We start from the raw sequence: 18,061 nt of genomic DNA on the forward strand, positions 1-18,061 counted from the left end.
ATCGTCCTCACGGTGATGTCCAGAGTGCCAAGGTGGTGTTTCGCCGTGTGCATCGGGGAGTTTCAGGCAGGAAAAACCAGCCTCATCACGGAGCGATCCCAGGGTGAGGTGCCCAGGAGGTGGGCTCCCATCCCTCCCGGCAGGGGTTCGGGGATTGCTATGGTCAGGCCCAGCGGCGGCGGACGGACGCCGGGCGAAAGGGCGGGGTCATCATGCGCAGACAGAGGGAGTGCGGGCAGCGGGTGGTCTCAGGAGTGCCGACACGGGCGCTGAAGCCTGGGTCCACGGCACGGGCGGTCGGCGTGCTCTCCGCGGCGGCGTTGATGCTCACCGGCTGCGTGACGTTGGGGGAGGAGGACCAGGCCGCCGAGGGGGAGCACGAGGAGCCTCAGGACGTCGAGGAGCCGGTTGAGGAGGAGCCCGAGGGGGAGGAGCAGGACGCGGCCGACGAAGGCTCGCTCGAGGACGACACGGACCGCGCGGGCGACGAAGACGAGGATGACGACGAAGACGACGGCGAAGATGAAGACGACGGCGACGGCGACGGCGACGACGACGAAGGTGAAGACGAGGACGTAGACGACGAGGACGACGACGGCGGGGAGGACGGCGCCGGCCCCGCCATCGAGCAGGACATCCTCTCCGGTTACCTCAGCGAGTCTGAGCTGCCGGACGGCTGGAGCTACTACGACGGGCCGACCCCTTACCTGACCGAGATCGAGCCGGACGAGGACATGATCAGCTATGACTTCGCGCTCGATTGGTCCGGCTACGCGGTGGACGAGACCTGTGAGGAGGCGCTCGCCGACATCGACGATCTCATTGCGATGGCCACGGGCTCCGCAGAGGCGGTGGTCTACGACGACGGTCTCGGCACCGTCGAGGTCGACGTCTTCACCTCAGATCGCAGCCTGAACCTGGTGGAACCCTACGGGGCACTGCCCGAGGCCTGCCCTGAGCTGGAGTCCGAGGACGGGGACGAGGCGTTCCTGGAGGGCTGGGACAACGGTGACGTCGGCGGCTTCTGGGCCGAGGAGGTCTTCGCGGGCCACGCGATGAGCTCCGGGCTGGCGGTCTGGGACGGTGACGGGGTCCATTTCTACATGTTCCTCGAGGACATGGAGGACAAGGCCGTCGCCGAGGAGTACCTGGAGGCTCAGATCGAGGCGCTCGAGGAGATCGACTTCCGGTGAGGGGCGGGCTCGCCTGCTGCGGTTGCTCAGGCGCTCGCCGGGGCGAAGCTGCGGCGGCGGGCCAGCAGCAGCACGCCCAGCAGGGCGGCAGGCAGGAGCCATCCGGACCAGCCCTGCAGCGTGGAGTGTCGGAAGTCGATCTGCTCGCCGAAAGCGGTGAACCAGTAGGCCAGGATCGTGGCCGCCGTGATCATCGACTGGGCGAAGGCCGCCGGCCAGATTGAGCCGGAGCGCATCCGCAGCCACGCGAGGATCCCTCCGATGACGATGCAGAACCCGATCATCAGCCCCATGGCCTGGAACACGTTCGCCTGGTCATAGAAGAACCCGACGGCCAGCAGCGGCGCGTACCAGAGGCCGTTGGCGGCGCCGGTGATCAGCACGGCACGCATCGTGCCCCAGCGCAGCTGAGCACGGGGGAAGAACCACCCTCGCCAGCCGATCTCCGTGCCGACGTGCAGGAACACCAGGCCGATGGCGGAGGCGAAGATGACCCCGGCCTCCACGAGGAGCCCCGTGGCGATGAACTCGGTGGGTTCATGGCCCAGGCGCTGGCCCAAATCCTGGACGAACAGCGGCATGGAGGGGTCGAAGGCGTAGACGCCGAGCAGCCCGCCGATGGGGAGCGCAGCCATGCTGAAGACGAAGAAGAGCATGATCCCCAGGATCGACCAGCTGATCAGCCGGGAGACGGGGCGCAGCGGGGTGATGCCCAGCGCGTCGGTGAAGCTCTGTGGGCGCAGCCGCATGGTCTGGTCCTCTGCTGCCTCTGCGCTCGTGGCGTCGTCGTCAGGGCCTCGAGGGGAGGCGAGGTGGCCGTAGAGGACCCGTGCCGACTGGCGCCGCTCCAGCAGGTGGACCACCACCGCGGCCAGCGCCGGGCTGAGCATGAACAGGTTGTAGAAGAGGTCCAGCGGTGCTTCGAGGCGGTCCGGCGGGTCCATCAGCACCAGCGGCAGGCCGATCAGCCAGCCCAGCGCCAGCGTCAGGATCACGAAGGTGCTCAGCAGCACCAGCGGTGTGCGCGGCGTCGCCGGTGCGGTGCGCCGGCTCGTCCTGCCGGCGGCGGCATCCGACGGTGCGGATCCGTCGTCGTGCCGACCTCCGGTGGCCGGAGGGGCGTCAGGGCTGTGGTGCGACATGGGAGGCCTCGCTGGTCTCACGGGTCGGGGAAGTTGCGGTCCAGCCCTCGATGATACGGGTTCCGGCCGACCTCCCGACGCCAGGGCCGGCCCTCCGTGGCGGTGTCCGGGGAAACGTCGCGGAGGGCCGAGAGGCGGCTCACTCCTGCGGACGGCGCGCGATGAAGAACAGCCGCCGGAACGGGAGGATGGTCCCCAACGCGGTCTGCGGATACGCCTCGCGCAGGGCCGCCTTGTACTCGTCGGTGAAGCGGCTGAGCTCGGGCTCCGGCAGAGCCTGCAGCACCGGCCGGGCGGCGGCCGCGGAGATCCACTGGAACACCGGGTCCTCCCCCTGCAGCACGTGGTGATAGCGGGTCTCCCAGGCCTCGACCTCCCAGCCGGAGCGAGCGACGTCGAGCATGTAGTCGGTCAGCTCGTGGGTGGGCTGGAGCAGGGAGGCCTGGTCCAGGTGGCGGGCGTAGGGCTCTCGGGAGGCGAACTCGGCCAGCAGTGCGTGGCTGGGTGCGCTGAAGTTCCCCGGGACCTGCACGGCCAGGGCGCCGCCCGGGGCGACGAGGTCCAGGATGTGGGGCAGGACCTTCCGGTGGTCGGGCAGCCACTGCAGGGCGGCGTTGGAGACGACCAAGTCCACCGGTTCAGCGATCTCGAGGTTTCGGATGTCGGCGCGGACGTAGTCGATGCGGTCGTCGTCCGTGGCCTCCCGCGCGCGGTCGAGCATCTCGGCGCTGGAGTCGACCCCGGTGATCTCCGCGTGGGGCCACATCCCGCGGAGCACCGGCATGCCGTTGCCCGGGCCGCAGCCGAGGTCCAGGATGGTTCCCGCCTGGGGGAGGCGGACGCGCTGGAGGAGGTCGATGAAGGGCTGGGTGCGTTCGGACGCGTAGGTCAGATAGGCACCCGGGTTCCACTGGGTACTGGGCATGGTTGTCATTGTATGGAGGCCTGTCCTTGGGGTCGCAGGCGGCAGACACAATCCGACACCTGGTGCGGGGCGGGCCGGCGTCACAGGAATGCGAACGGTTTGCATTTGTTGCGAATCGTTCGTGATAATGAGTCGCATGAATAGGAACGCACTCACTCTCACCTCCCTTGCCATGGCCTCGGCACTGGTCCTCTCCGCCTGCGGCGACGACGGCGCCACGAACAGCGACGACGAGGAGCTGGATCCCGCAGCTCAGACAGAGGACACCGATGGCGGCGACGGCGACGGCGACTCTGGCGAGGAGGAGCGCATCGAGCCCTCCGACCGTGAGACGCATGAGGCCGGCGGTCCGACCACTCGCGTGGCCGTGACCTACGACGGCGGCGTCGCGGTCCTGGACGGTGCGACCCTCGAGGTGCTCGGGGAGTTCGACGTCGAAGGGTTCACCCGAGTCAACCCCGCCGGAGACGGGCGGCACTTCTTCCTCACCGAAGGTGAGTCCTTCCGCCTGATCGACGGCGGCAGCTGGGGCTCTCCGCACGGGGACCACGATCACTACCACACCACCGATCCGCTGCTGACAGACATCACTGTCGATGGACCAGAGCCTGGACACGTGGTGTCCCATGACGGCATCGGCACGCTGTTCTTCGACGGCAACGGTGAGATCCACAGCTACGACCTGTCCACGCTGGACGCCGAGACAGAGATCGACGCCGAAGTCTCAGAGACCGATGATGCCCACCATGGTGTGGCCGTGGTGAACGCTGACGGCTCCCGCTTCGAGACTCTGGCCGACCGCAGCGGCGCCCGCTTCCTGGACGCCGACGGAGAAGAGGTCGCCAGCAGCGAGGACTGCCCGGGGGTTCACGGCGAGGCGGCTCTGCCGGACCACTCACTGGCCGTCGGCTGCGAGGACGGAGTTCTGCTCTTCGACGGGGAGGAGTTCACCAAGCTGGAGACCGGCGAGGAGTTCTCCCGGATCGGCAACCTGTTCCCGCACGACGAGTCGCCGGTGCTGCTGGGCGACTACCTGCTCGACGAGGACCGTGACGAGCCGATGACCTCGGTGGCACTGGTCAACGCCGAGACCGAGGAGATCGTCCTCGCCGACGTCGAGTCCCCCTACAACTTCCGTTCCCTGGCGCGAGGCCCGGAGGGTGAGGCGCTGGTCATGGCCGAGGACGGGCAGCTGCACGTCATCGACGAGGAGACCGGCGAGCACATCGACCAGCTGCAGGTCATGGACGAGTGGACCGAGCCGGAGGAGTGGCAGCAGCCCCGCCCCGCGATCCGCGTGGTCGATGACATCGCCTACATCACCGAGCCTGACGCTCAGGCCATCCACATGGTGGACCTGACCGAGCTGGAGATCATCAACGAGGCCGAGTTCGACTTCACGCCGAACGAGATCGCCGCCGTCGACGGCCGCCCGGTGGAGGGCGTGTCCGACGACTTTGAGGGCGAGGACGACGAGGATGACCACGGGGATCACGATCACGATGACGACGATGATCATGACCACGGTGACGACGACCATGACCATGATGACGACGATCATGACCATGATCACGAGGACGACGAGGGTGACCACTGAGTGGAGCGCCTCTGATGGACTCGGGTGGTTCTGCCAGACCCGATACCGCTGACATCGTCAGCGGACTCCTCCTGGCAGGTGCGAGATGAGGGTGGCGCCTCGTCGCCTGGGATTCTTGGGCGGATCCTGGGGATGACGGCGAGGTGCACAACACCCTGAGCAAGGTAGGTGGGCGGCGGCCCGGCACGGAGCTTCGGCTCCGGGTCGGGCCGCCGTTCTGCGTGGGGTGTTCCGTCTGTCGCTCCCGCCTGCTGCCCCGGCTCCAGCATGCCCGAAGATCGTCTCTCTGTGGCAGATCGTCTCCGAATCCGGCGACGATCTGCCACAGAGAGACGATCTTCTGTGCATGGTCGGGCGGTTCCGGGATCAGGTTTTCCACAAGTGGCGACATGACGGCCCCTCGGGCGGCGGGCTTGTCTACACTGCCCAGAGGGGTGCGGTGCGTGACCAGATTCGGCGTGGCGCCGCGGAACACCAGAGAACTGCAGAACAGGAACGGAAAGGGACGGATGGTCAGCGACGACGCACGGGGCCTGAGCCAGGGGTGGATCAGACCCATCACGGGATTGCTGCTGGTAGCCGCACTGGCTCTGACCAGTTGTGGGACTGGTCCGGAGGCGGCAGGGACGGCGGAACCTGACGGCGGAGAGTCTGCCTCAGCGCATGGTGGGGAGGATGCCGACGACGCAGAGGGGGCAGGTGACGCCCAAGAGGATGAGACGCCTGAGCCGACCCCGAAGCCGGCTTCCTCGGAGGGGCCTGGGGAGAACCTCCCGGTGCCCGAGGCCCCGGACGAGCTGTATGAGGACAGCCATGAGGGAGCCGAGGCGGGGATGCGTCACTGGTTCGACCTGTTCGTGTACGCACGTAATACCGGTGACGTGGGGCCGGTCAAAGACCTCTCCCACGAAGACTGCCTCTCATGCCACAAGATGATCGAAACTGTGGAAGAGGTGTTCGAGGGTAACGGCTGGTTCGTCCAGGAGTCGCACAAGACCCATCACGTGCAGTTCACGGACATTGACTCCGGAGCTGTTGGCGGAGTTTTCCTGCTCGATACGTCCGACTTCGAAGCGTACTGGGACAACGAGTATCACGGAACGACTGAAGGTACCGACGATCAAGTCTGGACAGGTCATCTGGATTTCACTGAGGACGGATGGAAAGTGTTGTCGGTGCGGCACGAGATGCCGACGCAGGATTCCGGCGAGGAGGGCTGATTGTGCGTGTTGGGGCTTTCCTCAGTATGGGCGCCCTCGTCCTGGCCTTCATTGGGCCGTTGAGTAGCAGCCCAGGGCCGGCGCCAGAACACCTACAAGCGGATATGGATGAGATAAACGACACTGCGTGGGTCGAAATCCGAGACTTCGCTGAACCTGACGTCTCGCAGCCGGGCTCCCATCCGGAATCTCGGCAGAATGATGACGGTGGTGCGGAGCCGGATCCGGGCTCACCTTCGTCTGAGTCGCCCGGAGGCGGTGGCGGCTCGCAGAGCCCCGGTCCCTGGGCTGAGAATCAGCCCGCCGTCCAGGAGGAGAATCTCTGTGTCGACGGCGAGGTGGTCAACGGAGAGTGCGTTGAGCTGTCCCAACGCATCTGTGGAGTTCCGGGTCCGGTTAGCATGCCCACCTCGGAGGATCCCAGTGGTGGTCTGAACTTCGCCCCGACCTTCTGCCCGCCTGAGGAGGAGGACGAGCCGGAGGAGGAGTCAGAGGAGCCGGAGGAGCTGGAAGAGCAGGCCGCCGAGTCGGACGAGGCTGAGGCGGAGGATGCACCGCCGCCTCCTCCGACCATCACCACCAGTGACTTCCTGGATCTGCCCTTCGAGCCCGCCGGTGTCTCGTTCGAGCCCGATCTGGTCGGCTTCGGATACCTCAACCGGCACGTGAACATCTTCGCCGAGGTCGAGACCCAGGTGATCTCTCAGGAGATGCTCGGCTACGACGTCGACATTCGGGCTCTGCCGTCGCAGTTCCACTGGGACTACGGCGACGGCACCACGCGCACCACGAGCGAGCCCGGTGCGCCGCTGCCGGAGTTCGATTCAGCGGGCTTCGAGGTGAACAGGACCGATACGGAGACGGTCACCTCGCACGCCTACTCCGAGACCGGTCGCTTCCCGGTCACAGTGGACACCGTCTTCCTCGGCGAGTACCGGATCGACGGCGGCCCGTGGATCGCGATCCCAGGCAGCGCGACTCTGACCTCCGAGCCCGGCGAGGCGGACATCTGGCGCATCTCGTCACGGAACGTCTCCGGGCCATGTGAAGACCTCGGGTCCTGGGGCTGCAATGGTCCGATCGAGCTCGACGAGGGCGATTCACCCCCGAAGATCTTCGAGGATCAGTACGACGACCACGGCAACTGGATCGGCCAGCAAGGCTGAACGGGATCTCTTCGTCGTTCAGGGCGTGAGGCGGGCCAGGATCTCGGCGGCGGACTCCTCCCGGCATTCTGATGCGCGAGTGCCAGCCCAGAGGCTCAGATGCTCCGGATCGCCAGCGGCGTTCGCTGCGGCTCGCAGCGGGGCCGTCATGCGGTTCACCTGCGGATAGCCGACCACAGCCTGATCATCCAGCTCATCGATGAACAGATTGCGCAGCCCTCGCGCCGGACGGCCGGAGAAAGCTCGCGTCACCACCGTCTCCGAACGCTCCGGATCCAGCACCGCCTGTCGGTGCGCCGCGCGGGTGCCTGCCTCCCGTGCGGTGAGGAACTGCGTACCCACCTGCACCGCCCGGGCGCCCGCGGCCAGCAGGTCGGTCACGTCTTGCACCGTCCCCACGCCACCGGCGGCGATCAGCGGCGGCTCCGTCCCGACGCCGTCGTGTCCGCCTGATCCGCGATGGTCGCCCAGTGCCGCGCGCACCGCACCCAGCAGCTCCAGGGTGTCGACCGGCTCCGGCTCATCGTGCATGGAGAGCACCGCTCGGTGCCCACCTGCCTGCTGCCCCTGCACCACCAGCGCATCCGGGCCCAGCGCCGCAGCTCGTCGGGCGCCCGGCACATCCGCCACGCTCAGCACGACGGTGACACCCGCCTCCTGCAGAGCACGCACGGCCGGGGCCTCCGGCAGCCCGAAGGTGAAGGACACCGCCGCCGGCGGGCGGGACAGCAGCAGATCCAGCTTGGCCGGGTAGTCGTCGTCGGACCAGGCCGGCACCTGCGGGACCTCCACACCCAGGGCCTCTGCCGCCGGCCTCAGCGCGAGGCGGTAGCTCTCCAGGGCGTCCGGGTCGGCGGTGTCGGGGTCCGGGACGAAGAGGTTCACACCCACAGGCAACAGTCCGGACTCCGTGCGTTCGCCCTCCAGCAGGTCATCCACGTCATCGAGATGCCCGGCTAGGGCCGCGGGGGTGAGGTTCCCCCCGGCCAGCTGCCCGAAGCCGCCGGCCCGGTGCACAGCCGCGGCCAGTGCCGGTGTCGACGGGCCTCCGGCCATCGGAGCCTGCATGATGGGGGAGCGGAGCTGGTCCGCCAGTGTGTCGAGGCGTGTGCTCATGCCCCAGAGGCTACTCCTTCGTGACGTCCTGCCCCAGCCCGCGGGCTCTCCGGGACCTGTGAGCCCGGTGTGAGGCGGAGGATGCCCACCATGCGCCCGCGATGATCACCGCGCAGCCGAGCAGCTGCCACGGGGTCGGGATCTCGCGCAGCACCACGGCGGCGAGTCCGAGGGCGAAGACGCCCGGCAGCAGCAGGAGAGTGCTGGTGGCGGTCTCGGAGATCCCGGTCATGCCTACGTTCAAGCACCAGAAGACCACCACCTGTCCCAGGAAGGCCAGTGCCAGCAGCTTCACCCAGGTGCTCGGTTCCTGCGGCCAGTGAAGCCCGCCGGTCACCAGCGCGGCGAGGCTCGCGGCCGCCCCAGCTGACAGACACACCAGGGCCAGCACCGTGAAGGGCGCCGGCTTGGCGGTGGCCGGGGCAGTGCGACGGATGACCGCAAGGTAGATGGCATAGGCCGTGCCGGCGGCGAGCCCGGCGAGGACGCCGCCCAGCTGGATGCCGCCGACGTCGAACGCTCCGGCGGTCAGTACCACGCCGAGGAACATCAGCGGGATGATCAGCGCCAGCTGCCGCATCGGCCGAGCCCGTTCCACCAGCCAGGCGATCAGCGGCAGGGCGATGAGCTGGATGTTCAGCAGCACAGTGGCGATGCCGGGTCCGACCAGTCCGATGGAGGTGTTCCAGAGGCTGTAGTCCACTCCGAGTGCGGCTCCGGCCATCAGGGCGCCGACGACGGTTCGGCGCGGCAGCGTGACGCTCCGGTCGATCCGACGAAGCTCCCAGACCACCATCGGCAGCAGCATCGGGACCGCGAGGAAGCAGCGCAGCGCGGCGATCACGGAAGGATCTGCGGGGATCGTGGAGATCAGCAGCGAGGTCCCGCCCAGGGCTGACGTGCCGGCGATCACCAGCAGCGTGCCCTTCCTTGCAGTGACCATGCGGCCAGTCTCGCACAGGGCCGCAGCCACGATTCAGCCGTCCCCCGTGCCGTCCGGATGGTGGATGGTGTCCCTCAGGCAGGAGGTGTCGAGACAGGCAGGGTCAGGACTTCACGAGCCGTCGGATGGCTTCGGACGCCTCCTTGAGCTTCTCCTCCGCGTCATCGCCTCCAGCCGCCACGGCGCCGGCCACGCAGTGCTTGAGGTGGTCGTCCAGGAGTGCCAGCCCGACGTTCTCCAGCGCCGACGTCATGGCGCTGATCTGGGTGAGGATATCGATGCAGTAGGTGTCATCCTCGACCATCCGGTGGATTCCGCGTGCCTGCCCCTCGATCCGGCGCAGCCGCGCGAGGTACCGGGACTTGTCTGACATGTACCCGTGGTGGGAATCGTGCGTGTGCGCGCCGTGCTTGCCCTCGGCGGGGGCGTGGCTCTCGGCCGGTGCATCGGCCGCCGTCGTCTCGCTCATGGCTCATGGCCTCCTTATGCTGTGAAGTGTACCGGAGGAGGGTATGCAAATGTACCCCCTAGGGGTATAGTCGACGGTATCGGAGCACCGCCCCGTCCTCACCAACGAAGGAGCATCATGTTCACCACGCTGAGCTACTCCGTCACCGGAATGACCTGCGCCCACTGCGAGAACGCCGTGCGCCAGGAGGTCGAAGCTCTCCAAGGTGTCCAGAGCGTCGAGGTCAGCGCCGCACGGGGCAGCCTCCGCCTGGACGTGGAGGACCCGCAGAAGGTCACCGACGACGCCGTCCTCGCCGCCGTGGACGAGGCCGGCTACCAGGCGGTGCGCACCGCATGACGTCGGAGACCGAGGTGCCCCACGGGGACGCGGCAGGGCAGTCGGAGCCTGCAGAGCGCATCGAGCTCGCGATCGGCGGGATGACCTGCGCCTCCTGCGCGAACCGCGTGGAGAAACGGCTGAACCGCATGGAGGGAGTGACCGCGTCGGTCAACTATGCCACCGAGAAGGCCTGGGTCAGCGCCGACGACGTCACGGACCGTCAGGACCTCGTGAAGTCCCTCATCGCCGCGGTGGAGAAGACCGGCTACACCGCTGAGATCCCCGTCCGGGAGGACGCCGAGGAGGAGGGTCGAGCTGATCGCGAGCTGCGTGGCATCCGCCTCCGCCTGCTGGTGGCCGCCGTGCTCAGTGCGCCCGTCGTCGTCTGGGCCATGGTCCCGGCCACACAGTTCGACCGCTGGGGCTGGGCCTCCCTGGCGCTCAGCCTGCCTGTGGTGCTCTGGGCCGGCTGGCCATTCCATCGTGCCGCCGCGCTCAATGCTCGTCACGGCATGGCCACCATGGACACGCTCATCTCCCTGGGCACCCTGGCTGCGCTGATCTGGTCGCTCTACGCACTGGTGTTCGGCACCGCTGGAGATCCCGGCATGCGCCACGAGTTCAGTCTCTTCCCCGAGCATGTCGACGGCGCCGCCAACATCTACCTCGAGGTGGCCACCGCCGTCACAGCCTTCCTCCTGCTCGGCCGCTATCTGGAGAAGCGATCCAAGCGTCAGGCCGGGGCCGCGCTGCGATCCCTGCTCCGGATGGGTGCCAAGGAGGTCTCAGTGCTGCGGGAGGGTCAGGAGATCCGCATCCCGGTGGAGCAGCTCGACGTCGGCGACGAGTTCATCGTCCGCCCGGGGGAGAAGGTCGCCACGGACGGCGAGATCCTCCACGGCGTCTCAGCGATCGACATGTCCATGCTCACCGGGGAGTCCCTTCCCGTCGAGGTGGCTCCCGGAGGCTCGGTCGCCGGTGCCACCGTCAACACCTCCGGTCGGCTGGTGGTGCGCGCCACGCGCGTCGGCGCCGACACCCAGCTGGCCCAGATGGCTCGCCTGGTCGAGGAGGCGCAGTCCGGCAAGGCCGAGGTCCAGCGCCTCGCCGACCGCATCTCGGGCGTCTTTGTGCCCGTGGTGCTCGGCGTCGCCGTCCTCACCCTTGTTGCCTGGATGCTGCTCGGAAACCCGGTGGAGGCCGGATTCACCGCCGCCGTCGCGGTGCTCATCATCGCCTGCCCCTGCGCGCTGGGCCTGGCCACCCCCACCGCGCTGCTGGTCGGCACCGGCCGCGGGGCCCAGCTGGGGATCCTCATCAAGGGCCCTGAGGTCTTGGAGTCCTCCCGCACCATCGATGCCGTGGTCCTGGACAAGACCGGCACCGTCACCACCGGCTCCATGCGGCTGACCGCTGTGCACTCCGCACAGGGTGCGGAGGTGACGAGCGACGGTGACCGGACCAAGGTGGACCACGCGGAGGCCGACGGCCAGCTGCTCCGGCTGGCCGGGGCCCTGGAGGCATTCTCCGAGCACCCCATCGCCCGGGCGGTGGCCGCCGCCGCGCGCGAGACCCACGGCGTCCGCAGCGGCTCTCTGCCGGAGGTCGAGGACTTCCGCAGCCATCAGGGTCGAGGGGTCTCGGGACGCGTCGACGGCCGGAAGGTCGCCGTGGGCCGGCGCAGCTTCCTCACCGAGTGCTCCGTGGAGCTGCCATCGGAGGTCCTGGACATGTCCGCAGCCGTCGAACGCGACGGCCGCACCCCTGTGATGGTCGCCGTCGACGGTTCCTTCGCCGGCGTGCTGATCGTTGCCGACGCCGTGAAGGAGACCTCGCCGGAGGCTGTGGCCCAGCTGCGGGAGCTCGGGCTGATGCCGGTGCTGCTCACCGGTGACAACGCCGGCACCGCCCAGCGCGTGGCCGAGGAGGTTGGCATCGCCGAGGTCATCGCCGAGGCGCTGCCGGAGGACAAGGTCGAGGCCGTCAAGCGGCTTCAGCGGCAGGGACGGACGGTCGCCATGGTGGGAGACGGTGTCAACGACGCCGCCGCCCTGGCCCAGTCGGACCTCGGCATCGCGATGGGTGCCGGCACCGACGTCGCCATCGACGCGGCTGACATCACCATCATCCGGGGCGACCTGCGCAGCGTGGCCGACGCCGTCAGGCTCTCCCGGAAGACCTTCACCACGATCCGTTCCAACCTGTTCTGGGCCTTCCTCTACAACACGGCGGCGATCCCGCTGGCCGCCCTCGGGCTGCTCAATCCCATGCTCGCAGGTGCGGCGATGGTGCTCTCCTCGCTCTCCGTGGTGGGCAACAGTCTGCGCCTGCGCGGCTTCCGTGGTCTCGCGCGCTGAGACGACACCCTCGTCACAGAAGGTTTCGTCATTGCGGGGTTCGCTAAATGACGTCTAGTCTGGTGAGGCGAACCTTCCCTGTGGTGTCCGAGTGATCCTGCAGGTGCCCCGTCAGATGGAGGAGTCCATGAGCGCACAGCCGGTCGACGTCGCCGAGGAACGGCCCGCCCGTCCGCAGATCCGCGCAGTCCCGGACGCCGAGCAGTCTGACGCCGACGTCGACGTTCGCGAGTTTCCGCCGACCCGTGCCTTCCGCACCACGGCGACCGCCGTCGTCGCGCTCAGCCCGCATTTCATCCGCGTCACGCTGAGCGCCGATGACCTGCGACACTTCCACCCCGGTGGGCTCGATCAGCGCATCAAGGTCTTCCTCCCGCGTGAGGACGGCGAGTACCCGGAGATCGGGCTGTTCGCCGACCCTGCGCCGAGCATCATGGAGTGGTACCACCGCTGGCGGGACCTGGACGAGGCCGAGCGCAACCCCATCCGCACCTACACGGTCCGCGCCATCCGCCCCGAGCAGGCGGAGATCGACATCGACTTCGTCGTCCACGGCACCGAGGGCCCGGCCTCCGCCTGGGCCAGCACCGCCCGCCCGGGCGACGAGCTGATCGTCATCGGCCCCGATGCCCGCGCCGAGGAGCACGGCGGGGGCATCGAGTGGAACCCCGGCACCGCCCGGGACGTTCTGCTCGCCGGTGACGAGACCGCCGTGCCCGCCATGTGCGCGATCCTCGAATCGCTGCCGGAGGGCATCACCGGTGAGGCTTACCTGGAGGTTCCCAGCAGCGCCGACGCCCTCGACGTCGAGACTCGCTGCGGGGTCACCATCCACTGGATCGGCCGCGACGGGGCACCGTTGGGGGAGAAGCTCACGGCCGCGGTCAGCGACTGGGCGCGCCGCCGCGCGGAGATCTTCGCCGAGCGGCAGGCCGCCTGCGAGCCGGCCCGCACCGCCGTCGGCGCTCCCGAGGGCGGAGAGCTCCCCGAGGTGGACGAGGACGCCGTGCTGTGGGAGGTGGCCGAACCGGACGGCTTCCGCGAATACGCATGGCTGGCGGGAGAGGCGGGAGTCATCACCGCACTGCGCCGCCACCTGGTCAAGGGCATCGGCATGAGCCGCAAGCAGGTCTCGTTCATGGGCTACTGGAAGAAGGGCCGCGCCAGCGCCTGAGCGGTCCGCCGGGGTAGTGCGCTCCCGGGGCGCACGGCGCGAGCCACCGAGGCACCAGGCATGGGACACTGGTGTCGATGTCGACTTCATCGAACACCCCGCAGACGCCGCGCGCCACCGAGCAGTCGAGCCCTGCCCGTCAGGACGAGGCTCGTCCCCAGGTCATCCCCAAGCCTGAGGGCTGGAAGCAGCCGATGGGCCCTGACGGCCGTCCCCAGCTGCAGTTCGCCCAGTCCCAGCGGGTCAAGCAGCCGCCGCAGCACCTAGCTGACATGACCCTGCCGGAACGCATCCAGCGGGCCAAGGAACTCGGCTATCCCGGCTTCCGCGCCAAGCAGCTCTCCGTGCACTACTTCCAGCACTACACCTCGGACCCGGCGCAGATGACCGACCTGCCGGCCGGCACCCGCGATGAGCTGGTCAACGAGTTCCTGCCCCCGCTGCTCACCGAGGTCCGGCGGCTCCGCACCGATGACGGCGCCACCATCAAGTTCCTGTGGCGGCTCTTCGACGGTGCCCTGGTCGAGTCGGTGCTCATGCGGTACCGCAACCGCATCACCCTGTGCATCTCCTCCCAGTGCGGCTGCGGGATGAACTGTCCGTTCTGCGCCACCGGCCAGAACGGTCTGACTCGCAATATGTCCACCGGCGAGATCGTCGACCAGATCGTGCAGGCCAATCGCGCGATCGTCGCCGGGGAGCTGGACGCTCCCACCGCGGCAGAGATCGCCGAAGAGGCCGACCACGCCGGACTGGGCGAGGAGGCCGAGTTCGCCGGGGAGGTCGAACGCACCGGTCCCCAGCGCGTCTCCAACATCGTCTTCATGGGCATGGGAGAGCCGCTGGCCAACTATAAGCGGGTCATGAACGCGGTCCACCGCATGGTCGACGACGCCCCCGAAGGGCTGGGCATGAGCGCCCGCGGCATCACCATCTCCACCGTGGGCCTGGTGCCGGCGATCCGTAAGCTTGCCGCTGAGGACCTGCCGATCACCTTCGCGCTGAGCCTCCACGCGCCTGACGATGAGCTGCGCGATGAGCTGATCCCGGTGAACTCTCGATGGAAGGCTGATGAGGCCATCGATGCGGCCTACGAGTACTACGAGAAGACCGGACGTCGGGTCTCCATCGAATACGCGCTGATCAAGGACATGAACGATCACGGGTGGCGCGCGGATCTGCTGGCGGACAAGCTCAATGCCCGCGGCCGCGGCTGGGTCCATGTGAACCCGATCCCGTTGAACCCCACGCCCGGTTCGATCTGGACATCCTCCGAGCCTGACATCACCCGGGAGTTCATCGCCCGTCTGGAGGCCAAGGGAGTGCCCACCACCTTGCGCGACACCCGTGGCAAGGAGATCGACGGCGCCTGTGGGCAGCTCGCCGCCTCGGAGGACTGACCTCCCGCACCCGCTGCGGCACCTCTTGCGTTGGCTCCGCGGTGTGGGCCCTTCTCAGCGCTGACAGCGCCTGAAAAAGGGCCCACACCGCGGAGCCAACGTCGTCTGCGGACCGTTAGGCTGGCGGGCATGAAACCGTCGCAGCGCTCCGAGGTCCCCGGCTTCCAGGTGATGAGCATCCTGGCGAAGATCGACTCCCTGCGGGCGCAGGGCCGCGACGTCGTCTCACTCACTGCCGGCGAACCCGGCTCGGGCGCCCCGCCGGCGGTCAACCGCGCGGCCGCCCTGATCCACGCCCAGGACACTGTGCTGAACTACAGCACAGCACTGGGCATCCGGCCGCTGCGCGAGGCAGTGGCCGCCCACTGCCTGGACTGGTACGGGGCCGAGGTCGATGCCGACCGCATCGCCATCACCACGGGCTCCTCCGGGGCGTTCATGCTGAGCTTCCTCGCGGCCTTCGACGTCGGCGACCGGGTGGCCCTCGCGCGCCCCGGCTATCCGGCCTACCGGAACATCCTGGCCAGCCTGGGCATCGAGGTCGTGGATTTGGACTGCGGCCCCGAGGTCCGCTTCCAGCCGACGGTGGCGCTGCTCGAGGAGGCGGTGGCCCAGGGCGGTCCGATCGCCGGACTCATCCTGGCCTCCCCGGCGAACCCCACCGGCACCATGATCGGCCGTGAGGAGCTCGACTCGCTGGTGGGATGGTGCCGCGAGCGGGAGGTGCAGCTCATCAGCGACGAGATCTACCACGGCATCACTTATGCCGACGCAGGGGCGGAGACCGGGGCTGCGCGCGAGGCCTCCACCGGCCCACCCTCGCCCGGGGTGAGCGCGCTGGAGCTCACCGATGAGGCCGTCGTCGTGTCCTCCTTCTCCAAGTACTGGGGCATGCCGGGCTGGCGGCTGGGCTGGGCGGTGCTGCCCGAGCACCTGGTGGATCCGATCTCGCGGCTGGCCGGCAATGTCTCGCTGTGCCCGCCGCACGGCTCGCAGCTGGCCGCCGTGGAGGCGTTCAGCACGGAGTCGATGGCCTTCGCCGCCTCCCAGGTGGAGCATTACGCCGCCGCCCGCCAGCAGGTGCTGGACCGGCTGCCGGAGCTCGGATGGGGCGAGGTGGCGCCCGCCGACGGGGCGTTCTATGTGTATGCGCACATCGGCGAGCACCTCGCGCAGTTCCGGGACGCCCCGGCCTACTGCCAGGCGGTCCTGGAACAGGCCGGGGTGGCGATCGTCCCCGGCACGGACTTCGACCCGGTGGCCGGACATGAATGGGTGCGGCTCTCCCTGGCACCCGGCCCGGAGGCCGTGGCCCGCGGGCTGGATCGGATCGTCGCCTTCCACGGCGGCTGAGGAGCTGCGCGAGGCTCCGCGCCCGGATCACATCACGGTGCCCGGCGCCAGAGGGCCGTCCACTGCTCCGCAGTCAGATGGGAGGGCGTTGCGTCGCGCCGGACCCCTGCTGATCCCAGAAGCGGGCCGACCTCCCGGCGGGAGAGCCGCAGGCCTCGCTGCAGGATCTGGCCCATCCCGTGCCCCGAAGCGGTGAAGGCCCCGTGCACGAATCCGGCGTATCCCTTCCGGTCCTTCCAGGGAATCAGCGGCCGTTCGCGACGCGAGATCGTGAGGATCCCGGCGTCGACGCTGGGTCGCGGCCGGTACGCCGCGGCAGGGATCCGACCGCCCAGGCCGAATTCGTAGTACGGCGCCCACTGGGCGGTCATCATCGAGGAGCCGCCGACGCCGGCACGGCGCCGCGCGACCTCCCACTGGGTGATCAGGACCGCCTCCTCCCAGCTGGAGTCATGCAGCAGACGCCGCAGGATGGACGTGGTCAGGTGGAAGGGCAGGTTCCCGACGACGACATGCGGCTCCCGCGGCAGCCGGTGCCGCAGGAAGTCTCCCTCGAGCACGCGGGTGCGCCTGCCCACACGGGACTGCAGGCGCCGGACCATCCGAGGATGGATCTCGACGGCGGTGATGGGACGTCCGAATCTCTGCATCGGAAGGGTCAGAGCCCCTTCGCCGGGCCCGATCTCCAGGATGGGCCCGTGGGTGCGGGCGACGAGATCCACCACGGAGCGGATGGATCGAGGGTCGGTGAGGAAGTTCTGGCCGTTCTCATGACGGCCGTGGGTGAAGGTGTGCACAGTTGATCTCCGGGAGGTGAAGGGACCACCCGGGCAGCACGAAGTGCCGCCCAGCATGACGTTCAGCTGAGGCGGCGGGAGCAGCAGACAGTTGCTCGGCGCGGGATCGTAGGAGTCGGCGGCCTGGTCGCGACGGTGCCCACAGTGGGTGCACGTGCGCGCGGGCAGGCGGAGATCACCGGTGATCCGGCGGGAGGAGAGAACCTCGAGGGAGGCGGCACTCAGATCAGCGCCGGGCGCGAGAAGATCGCGCCGACATCTCGAGGGGTCAGCTGCTCATCGCCGCTGAGCCCGTGCGGGGACGGGCCACGGCGATGATGTAGATGGCGTTGAAGGAACCCATGGGCTTGAGAGTAGCAGAGCGTCTGTGCTCGGGAGCAGCTGCGGCGGGTCGAGGCCGGCTCCACCCCGCCTAGCCTTGGGAGGCGGTCTCTGCGGTGTTGAACATCCAGGTGACGCCAAAGCGGTCCTTCAGCATCCCGAATCGGTCTCCCCAGGGCGCGGCCTCCAATGGCATGAGCACCTCGGAGTGCGCGCTGAGCCCGGTCCACCACCGTTCGAGCCGGGTGTTCTCGGCGGCGTCGGGCTCGCCCACGCTCAGCGCGAGGGTGCCCAGCCCGTTGCTCTGCATTCCGGGCGGCAGGTCAGCGGCCATCACGTGCAGTCCGCGGTCCACGAACAGCGAGCCGTGCATGATCTGGTCCTTGGTGTCGTCCTCGGCACCCATGCCCTCGGCATAGGTCAGAGTGCTCAGCTCGCCGCCGAGGACCGAGTGGTACAGCTCGAGCGCCTCCCGGGCCGTGCCGGGGAGTTGGAGGTAGGGGGTCAGAGTGACGGCCATGTTGATGCCTTCCACGAGGTGGCGCCCTGTCGGCGGGCGCGCCAGAT

16 protein-coding genes are annotated in these 18,061 nt (G+C 68.6%); 9 read left to right on the forward strand and 7 right to left on the reverse strand.

The window, feature by feature from the left end:
* Nucleotides 1–212 precede the first annotated feature (212 nt).
* Entirely contained in the window at nucleotides 213–1,193 is a 981-nt protein-coding gene (locus tag ODE13_RS08450; protein ID WP_322478875.1) for a hypothetical protein, read from the forward strand.
* A 26-nt stretch (nucleotides 1,194–1,219) separates the two neighbouring features.
* Here ODE13_RS08450 and ODE13_RS08455 read toward each other — a convergent pair whose 3' ends face one another.
* Both ODE13_RS08455 and ODE13_RS08460 read right to left on the reverse strand, forming a co-directional pair.
* On the reverse strand, nucleotides 1,220–2,335 hold the full coding sequence (locus tag ODE13_RS08455; RefSeq protein ID WP_322478876.1) for a type II CAAX endopeptidase family protein: 1,116 nt from the start codon (nucleotides 2,333–2,335) through the stop codon (nucleotides 1,220–1,222).
* 139 nt (nucleotides 2,336–2,474) lie between these two features.
* The gene (locus ODE13_RS08460) at nucleotides 2,475–3,260 is read right to left on the reverse strand and encodes a methyltransferase domain-containing protein (protein ID WP_322478877.1); all 786 of its coding nucleotides are present in this window, start codon (nucleotides 3,258–3,260) and stop codon (nucleotides 2,475–2,477) included.
* A gap of 136 nt (nucleotides 3,261–3,396) precedes the next feature.
* On the opposite strand from ODE13_RS08460, the gene ODE13_RS08465 reads away from it, so the two are divergent.
* The 3 genes from ODE13_RS08465 to ODE13_RS08475 all read left to right on the forward strand — a co-directional run bounded on the left by ODE13_RS08465 (nucleotide 3,397) and on the right by ODE13_RS08475 (nucleotide 7,243).
* On the forward strand, nucleotides 3,397–4,857 hold the full coding sequence (locus ODE13_RS08465; protein WP_322478878.1) for a hypothetical protein: 1,461 nt from the start codon (nucleotides 3,397–3,399) through the stop codon (nucleotides 4,855–4,857).
* A 443-nt stretch (nucleotides 4,858–5,300) separates the two neighbouring features.
* Nucleotides 5,301–6,077 carry a DUF6318 family protein gene (locus ODE13_RS08470; RefSeq protein WP_322478879.1) on the forward strand — a complete coding sequence of 259 codons (777 nt, stop codon included), beginning with the start codon at nucleotides 5,301–5,303 and terminating at the stop codon, nucleotides 6,075–6,077.
* A gap of 401 nt (nucleotides 6,078–6,478) precedes the next feature.
* Nucleotides 6,479–7,243: a hypothetical protein gene (locus tag ODE13_RS08475; RefSeq protein ID WP_322478880.1), complete on the forward strand. Its 765-nt coding sequence runs from the start codon at nucleotides 6,479–6,481 to the stop codon at nucleotides 7,241–7,243.
* Nucleotides 7,244–7,261: 18 nt separating this feature from the next.
* Here ODE13_RS08475 and ODE13_RS08480 read toward each other — a convergent pair whose 3' ends face one another.
* From ODE13_RS08480 to ODE13_RS08490, 3 genes are all read right to left on the reverse strand, one after another.
* Nucleotides 7,262–8,359: an NAD(P)H-dependent flavin oxidoreductase gene (locus ODE13_RS08480; protein WP_322478881.1), complete on the reverse strand. Its 1,098-nt coding sequence runs from the start codon at nucleotides 8,357–8,359 to the stop codon at nucleotides 7,262–7,264.
* A 10-nt stretch (nucleotides 8,360–8,369) separates the two neighbouring features.
* The gene (locus ODE13_RS08485; protein ID WP_322478882.1) at nucleotides 8,370–9,302 is read right to left on the reverse strand and encodes a DMT family transporter; all 933 of its coding nucleotides are present in this window, start codon (nucleotides 9,300–9,302) and stop codon (nucleotides 8,370–8,372) included.
* A gap of 103 nt (nucleotides 9,303–9,405) precedes the next feature.
* A complete protein-coding gene (locus ODE13_RS08490) occupies nucleotides 9,406–9,771 on the reverse strand; it encodes a metal-sensitive transcriptional regulator (protein WP_179541880.1) in 366 nt (121 codons plus the stop codon).
* 117 nt (nucleotides 9,772–9,888) lie between these two features.
* Between ODE13_RS08490 and ODE13_RS08495 the strand changes: the two genes are divergently transcribed.
* From ODE13_RS08495 to ODE13_RS08515, 5 genes are all read left to right on the forward strand, one after another.
* A complete protein-coding gene (locus ODE13_RS08495; RefSeq protein WP_322478883.1) occupies nucleotides 9,889–10,110 on the forward strand; it encodes a heavy-metal-associated domain-containing protein in 222 nt (73 codons plus the stop codon).
* Nucleotides 10,107–12,449 carry a heavy metal translocating P-type ATPase gene (locus tag ODE13_RS08500; protein ID WP_322478884.1) on the forward strand — a complete coding sequence of 781 codons (2,343 nt, stop codon included), beginning with the start codon at nucleotides 10,107–10,109 and terminating at the stop codon, nucleotides 12,447–12,449. Before ODE13_RS08495 ends, ODE13_RS08500 begins: the two co-directional genes overlap by 4 nt.
* 127 nt (nucleotides 12,450–12,576) lie before the next feature.
* The gene (locus tag ODE13_RS08505; RefSeq protein ID WP_322478885.1) at nucleotides 12,577–13,623 is read left to right on the forward strand and encodes a siderophore-interacting protein; all 1,047 of its coding nucleotides are present in this window, start codon (nucleotides 12,577–12,579) and stop codon (nucleotides 13,621–13,623) included.
* Between the two features lie 77 nt (nucleotides 13,624–13,700).
* Nucleotides 13,701–15,023: a 23S rRNA (adenine(2503)-C(2))-methyltransferase RlmN gene (gene rlmN, locus ODE13_RS08510; RefSeq protein ID WP_322478886.1), complete on the forward strand. Its 1,323-nt coding sequence runs from the start codon at nucleotides 13,701–13,703 to the stop codon at nucleotides 15,021–15,023.
* 129 nt (nucleotides 15,024–15,152) lie between these two features.
* Nucleotides 15,153–16,376 carry a pyridoxal phosphate-dependent aminotransferase gene (locus ODE13_RS08515; protein ID WP_322478887.1) on the forward strand — a complete coding sequence of 408 codons (1,224 nt, stop codon included), beginning with the start codon at nucleotides 15,153–15,155 and terminating at the stop codon, nucleotides 16,374–16,376.
* 32 nt (nucleotides 16,377–16,408) lie between these two features.
* Here the strand turns inward: ODE13_RS08515 and erm are convergent, their stop codons facing one another.
* Nucleotides 16,409–17,230 (reverse strand): 23S ribosomal RNA methyltransferase Erm, encoded by an 822-nt coding sequence (gene erm / locus ODE13_RS08520; RefSeq protein ID WP_416210616.1) that lies wholly within the window; start codon nucleotides 17,228–17,230, stop codon nucleotides 16,409–16,411.
* A gap of 355 nt (nucleotides 17,231–17,585) precedes the next feature.
* A complete protein-coding gene (locus ODE13_RS08525) occupies nucleotides 17,586–18,014 on the reverse strand; it encodes a VOC family protein (protein WP_322478889.1) in 429 nt (142 codons plus the stop codon).
* Nucleotides 18,015–18,061 lie beyond the last annotated feature (47 nt).

The organism is Nesterenkonia sp. HG001 (assembly GCF_034438835.1).
Classification (GTDB): domain Bacteria; phylum Actinomycetota; class Actinomycetes; order Actinomycetales; family Micrococcaceae; genus Nesterenkonia; species Nesterenkonia xinjiangensis.

What these genes read in the sequence shown, in the direction of transcription:
- ODE13_RS08450 (WP_322478875.1), top strand. Translation starts at nt 213, where the DNA reads ATGCGCAGACAGAGGGAGTGCGGGCAGCGGGTGGTCTCAGGAGTGCCG.
- ODE13_RS08455 (WP_322478876.1), bottom strand. Translation starts at nt 2,335, where the DNA reads ATGTCGCACCACAGCCCTGACGCCCCTCCGGCCACCGGAGGTCGGCAC.
- ODE13_RS08460 (WP_322478877.1), bottom strand. Translation starts at nt 3,260, where the DNA reads ATGCCCAGTACCCAGTGGAACCCGGGTGCCTATCTGACCTACGCGTCC.
- ODE13_RS08465 (WP_322478878.1), top strand. Translation starts at nt 3,397, where the DNA reads ATGAATAGGAACGCACTCACTCTCACCTCCCTTGCCATGGCCTCGGCA.
- ODE13_RS08475 (WP_322478880.1), top strand. Translation starts at nt 6,479, where the DNA reads ATGCCCACCTCGGAGGATCCCAGTGGTGGTCTGAACTTCGCCCCGACC.
- ODE13_RS08480 (WP_322478881.1), bottom strand. Translation starts at nt 8,359, where the DNA reads ATGAGCACACGCCTCGACACACTGGCGGACCAGCTCCGCTCCCCCATC.
- ODE13_RS08485 (WP_322478882.1), bottom strand. Translation starts at nt 9,302, where the DNA reads ATGGTCACTGCAAGGAAGGGCACGCTGCTGGTGATCGCCGGCACGTCA.
- ODE13_RS08490 (WP_179541880.1), bottom strand. Translation starts at nt 9,771, where the DNA reads ATGAGCGAGACGACGGCGGCCGATGCACCGGCCGAGAGCCACGCCCCC.
- ODE13_RS08495 (WP_322478883.1), top strand. Translation starts at nt 9,889, where the DNA reads ATGTTCACCACGCTGAGCTACTCCGTCACCGGAATGACCTGCGCCCAC.
- ODE13_RS08500 (WP_322478884.1), top strand. Translation starts at nt 10,107, where the DNA reads ATGACGTCGGAGACCGAGGTGCCCCACGGGGACGCGGCAGGGCAGTCG.
- ODE13_RS08505 (WP_322478885.1), top strand. Translation starts at nt 12,577, where the DNA reads ATGAGCGCACAGCCGGTCGACGTCGCCGAGGAACGGCCCGCCCGTCCG.
- rlmN (WP_322478886.1), top strand. Translation starts at nt 13,701, where the DNA reads ATGTCGACTTCATCGAACACCCCGCAGACGCCGCGCGCCACCGAGCAG.
- ODE13_RS08515 (WP_322478887.1), top strand. Translation starts at nt 15,153, where the DNA reads ATGAAACCGTCGCAGCGCTCCGAGGTCCCCGGCTTCCAGGTGATGAGC.
- erm (WP_416210616.1), bottom strand. Translation starts at nt 17,230, where the DNA reads ATGCTGGGCGGCACTTCGTGCTGCCCGGGTGGTCCCTTCACCTCCCGG.
- ODE13_RS08525 (WP_322478889.1), bottom strand. Translation starts at nt 18,014, where the DNA reads ATGGCCGTCACTCTGACCCCCTACCTCCAACTCCCCGGCACGGCCCGG.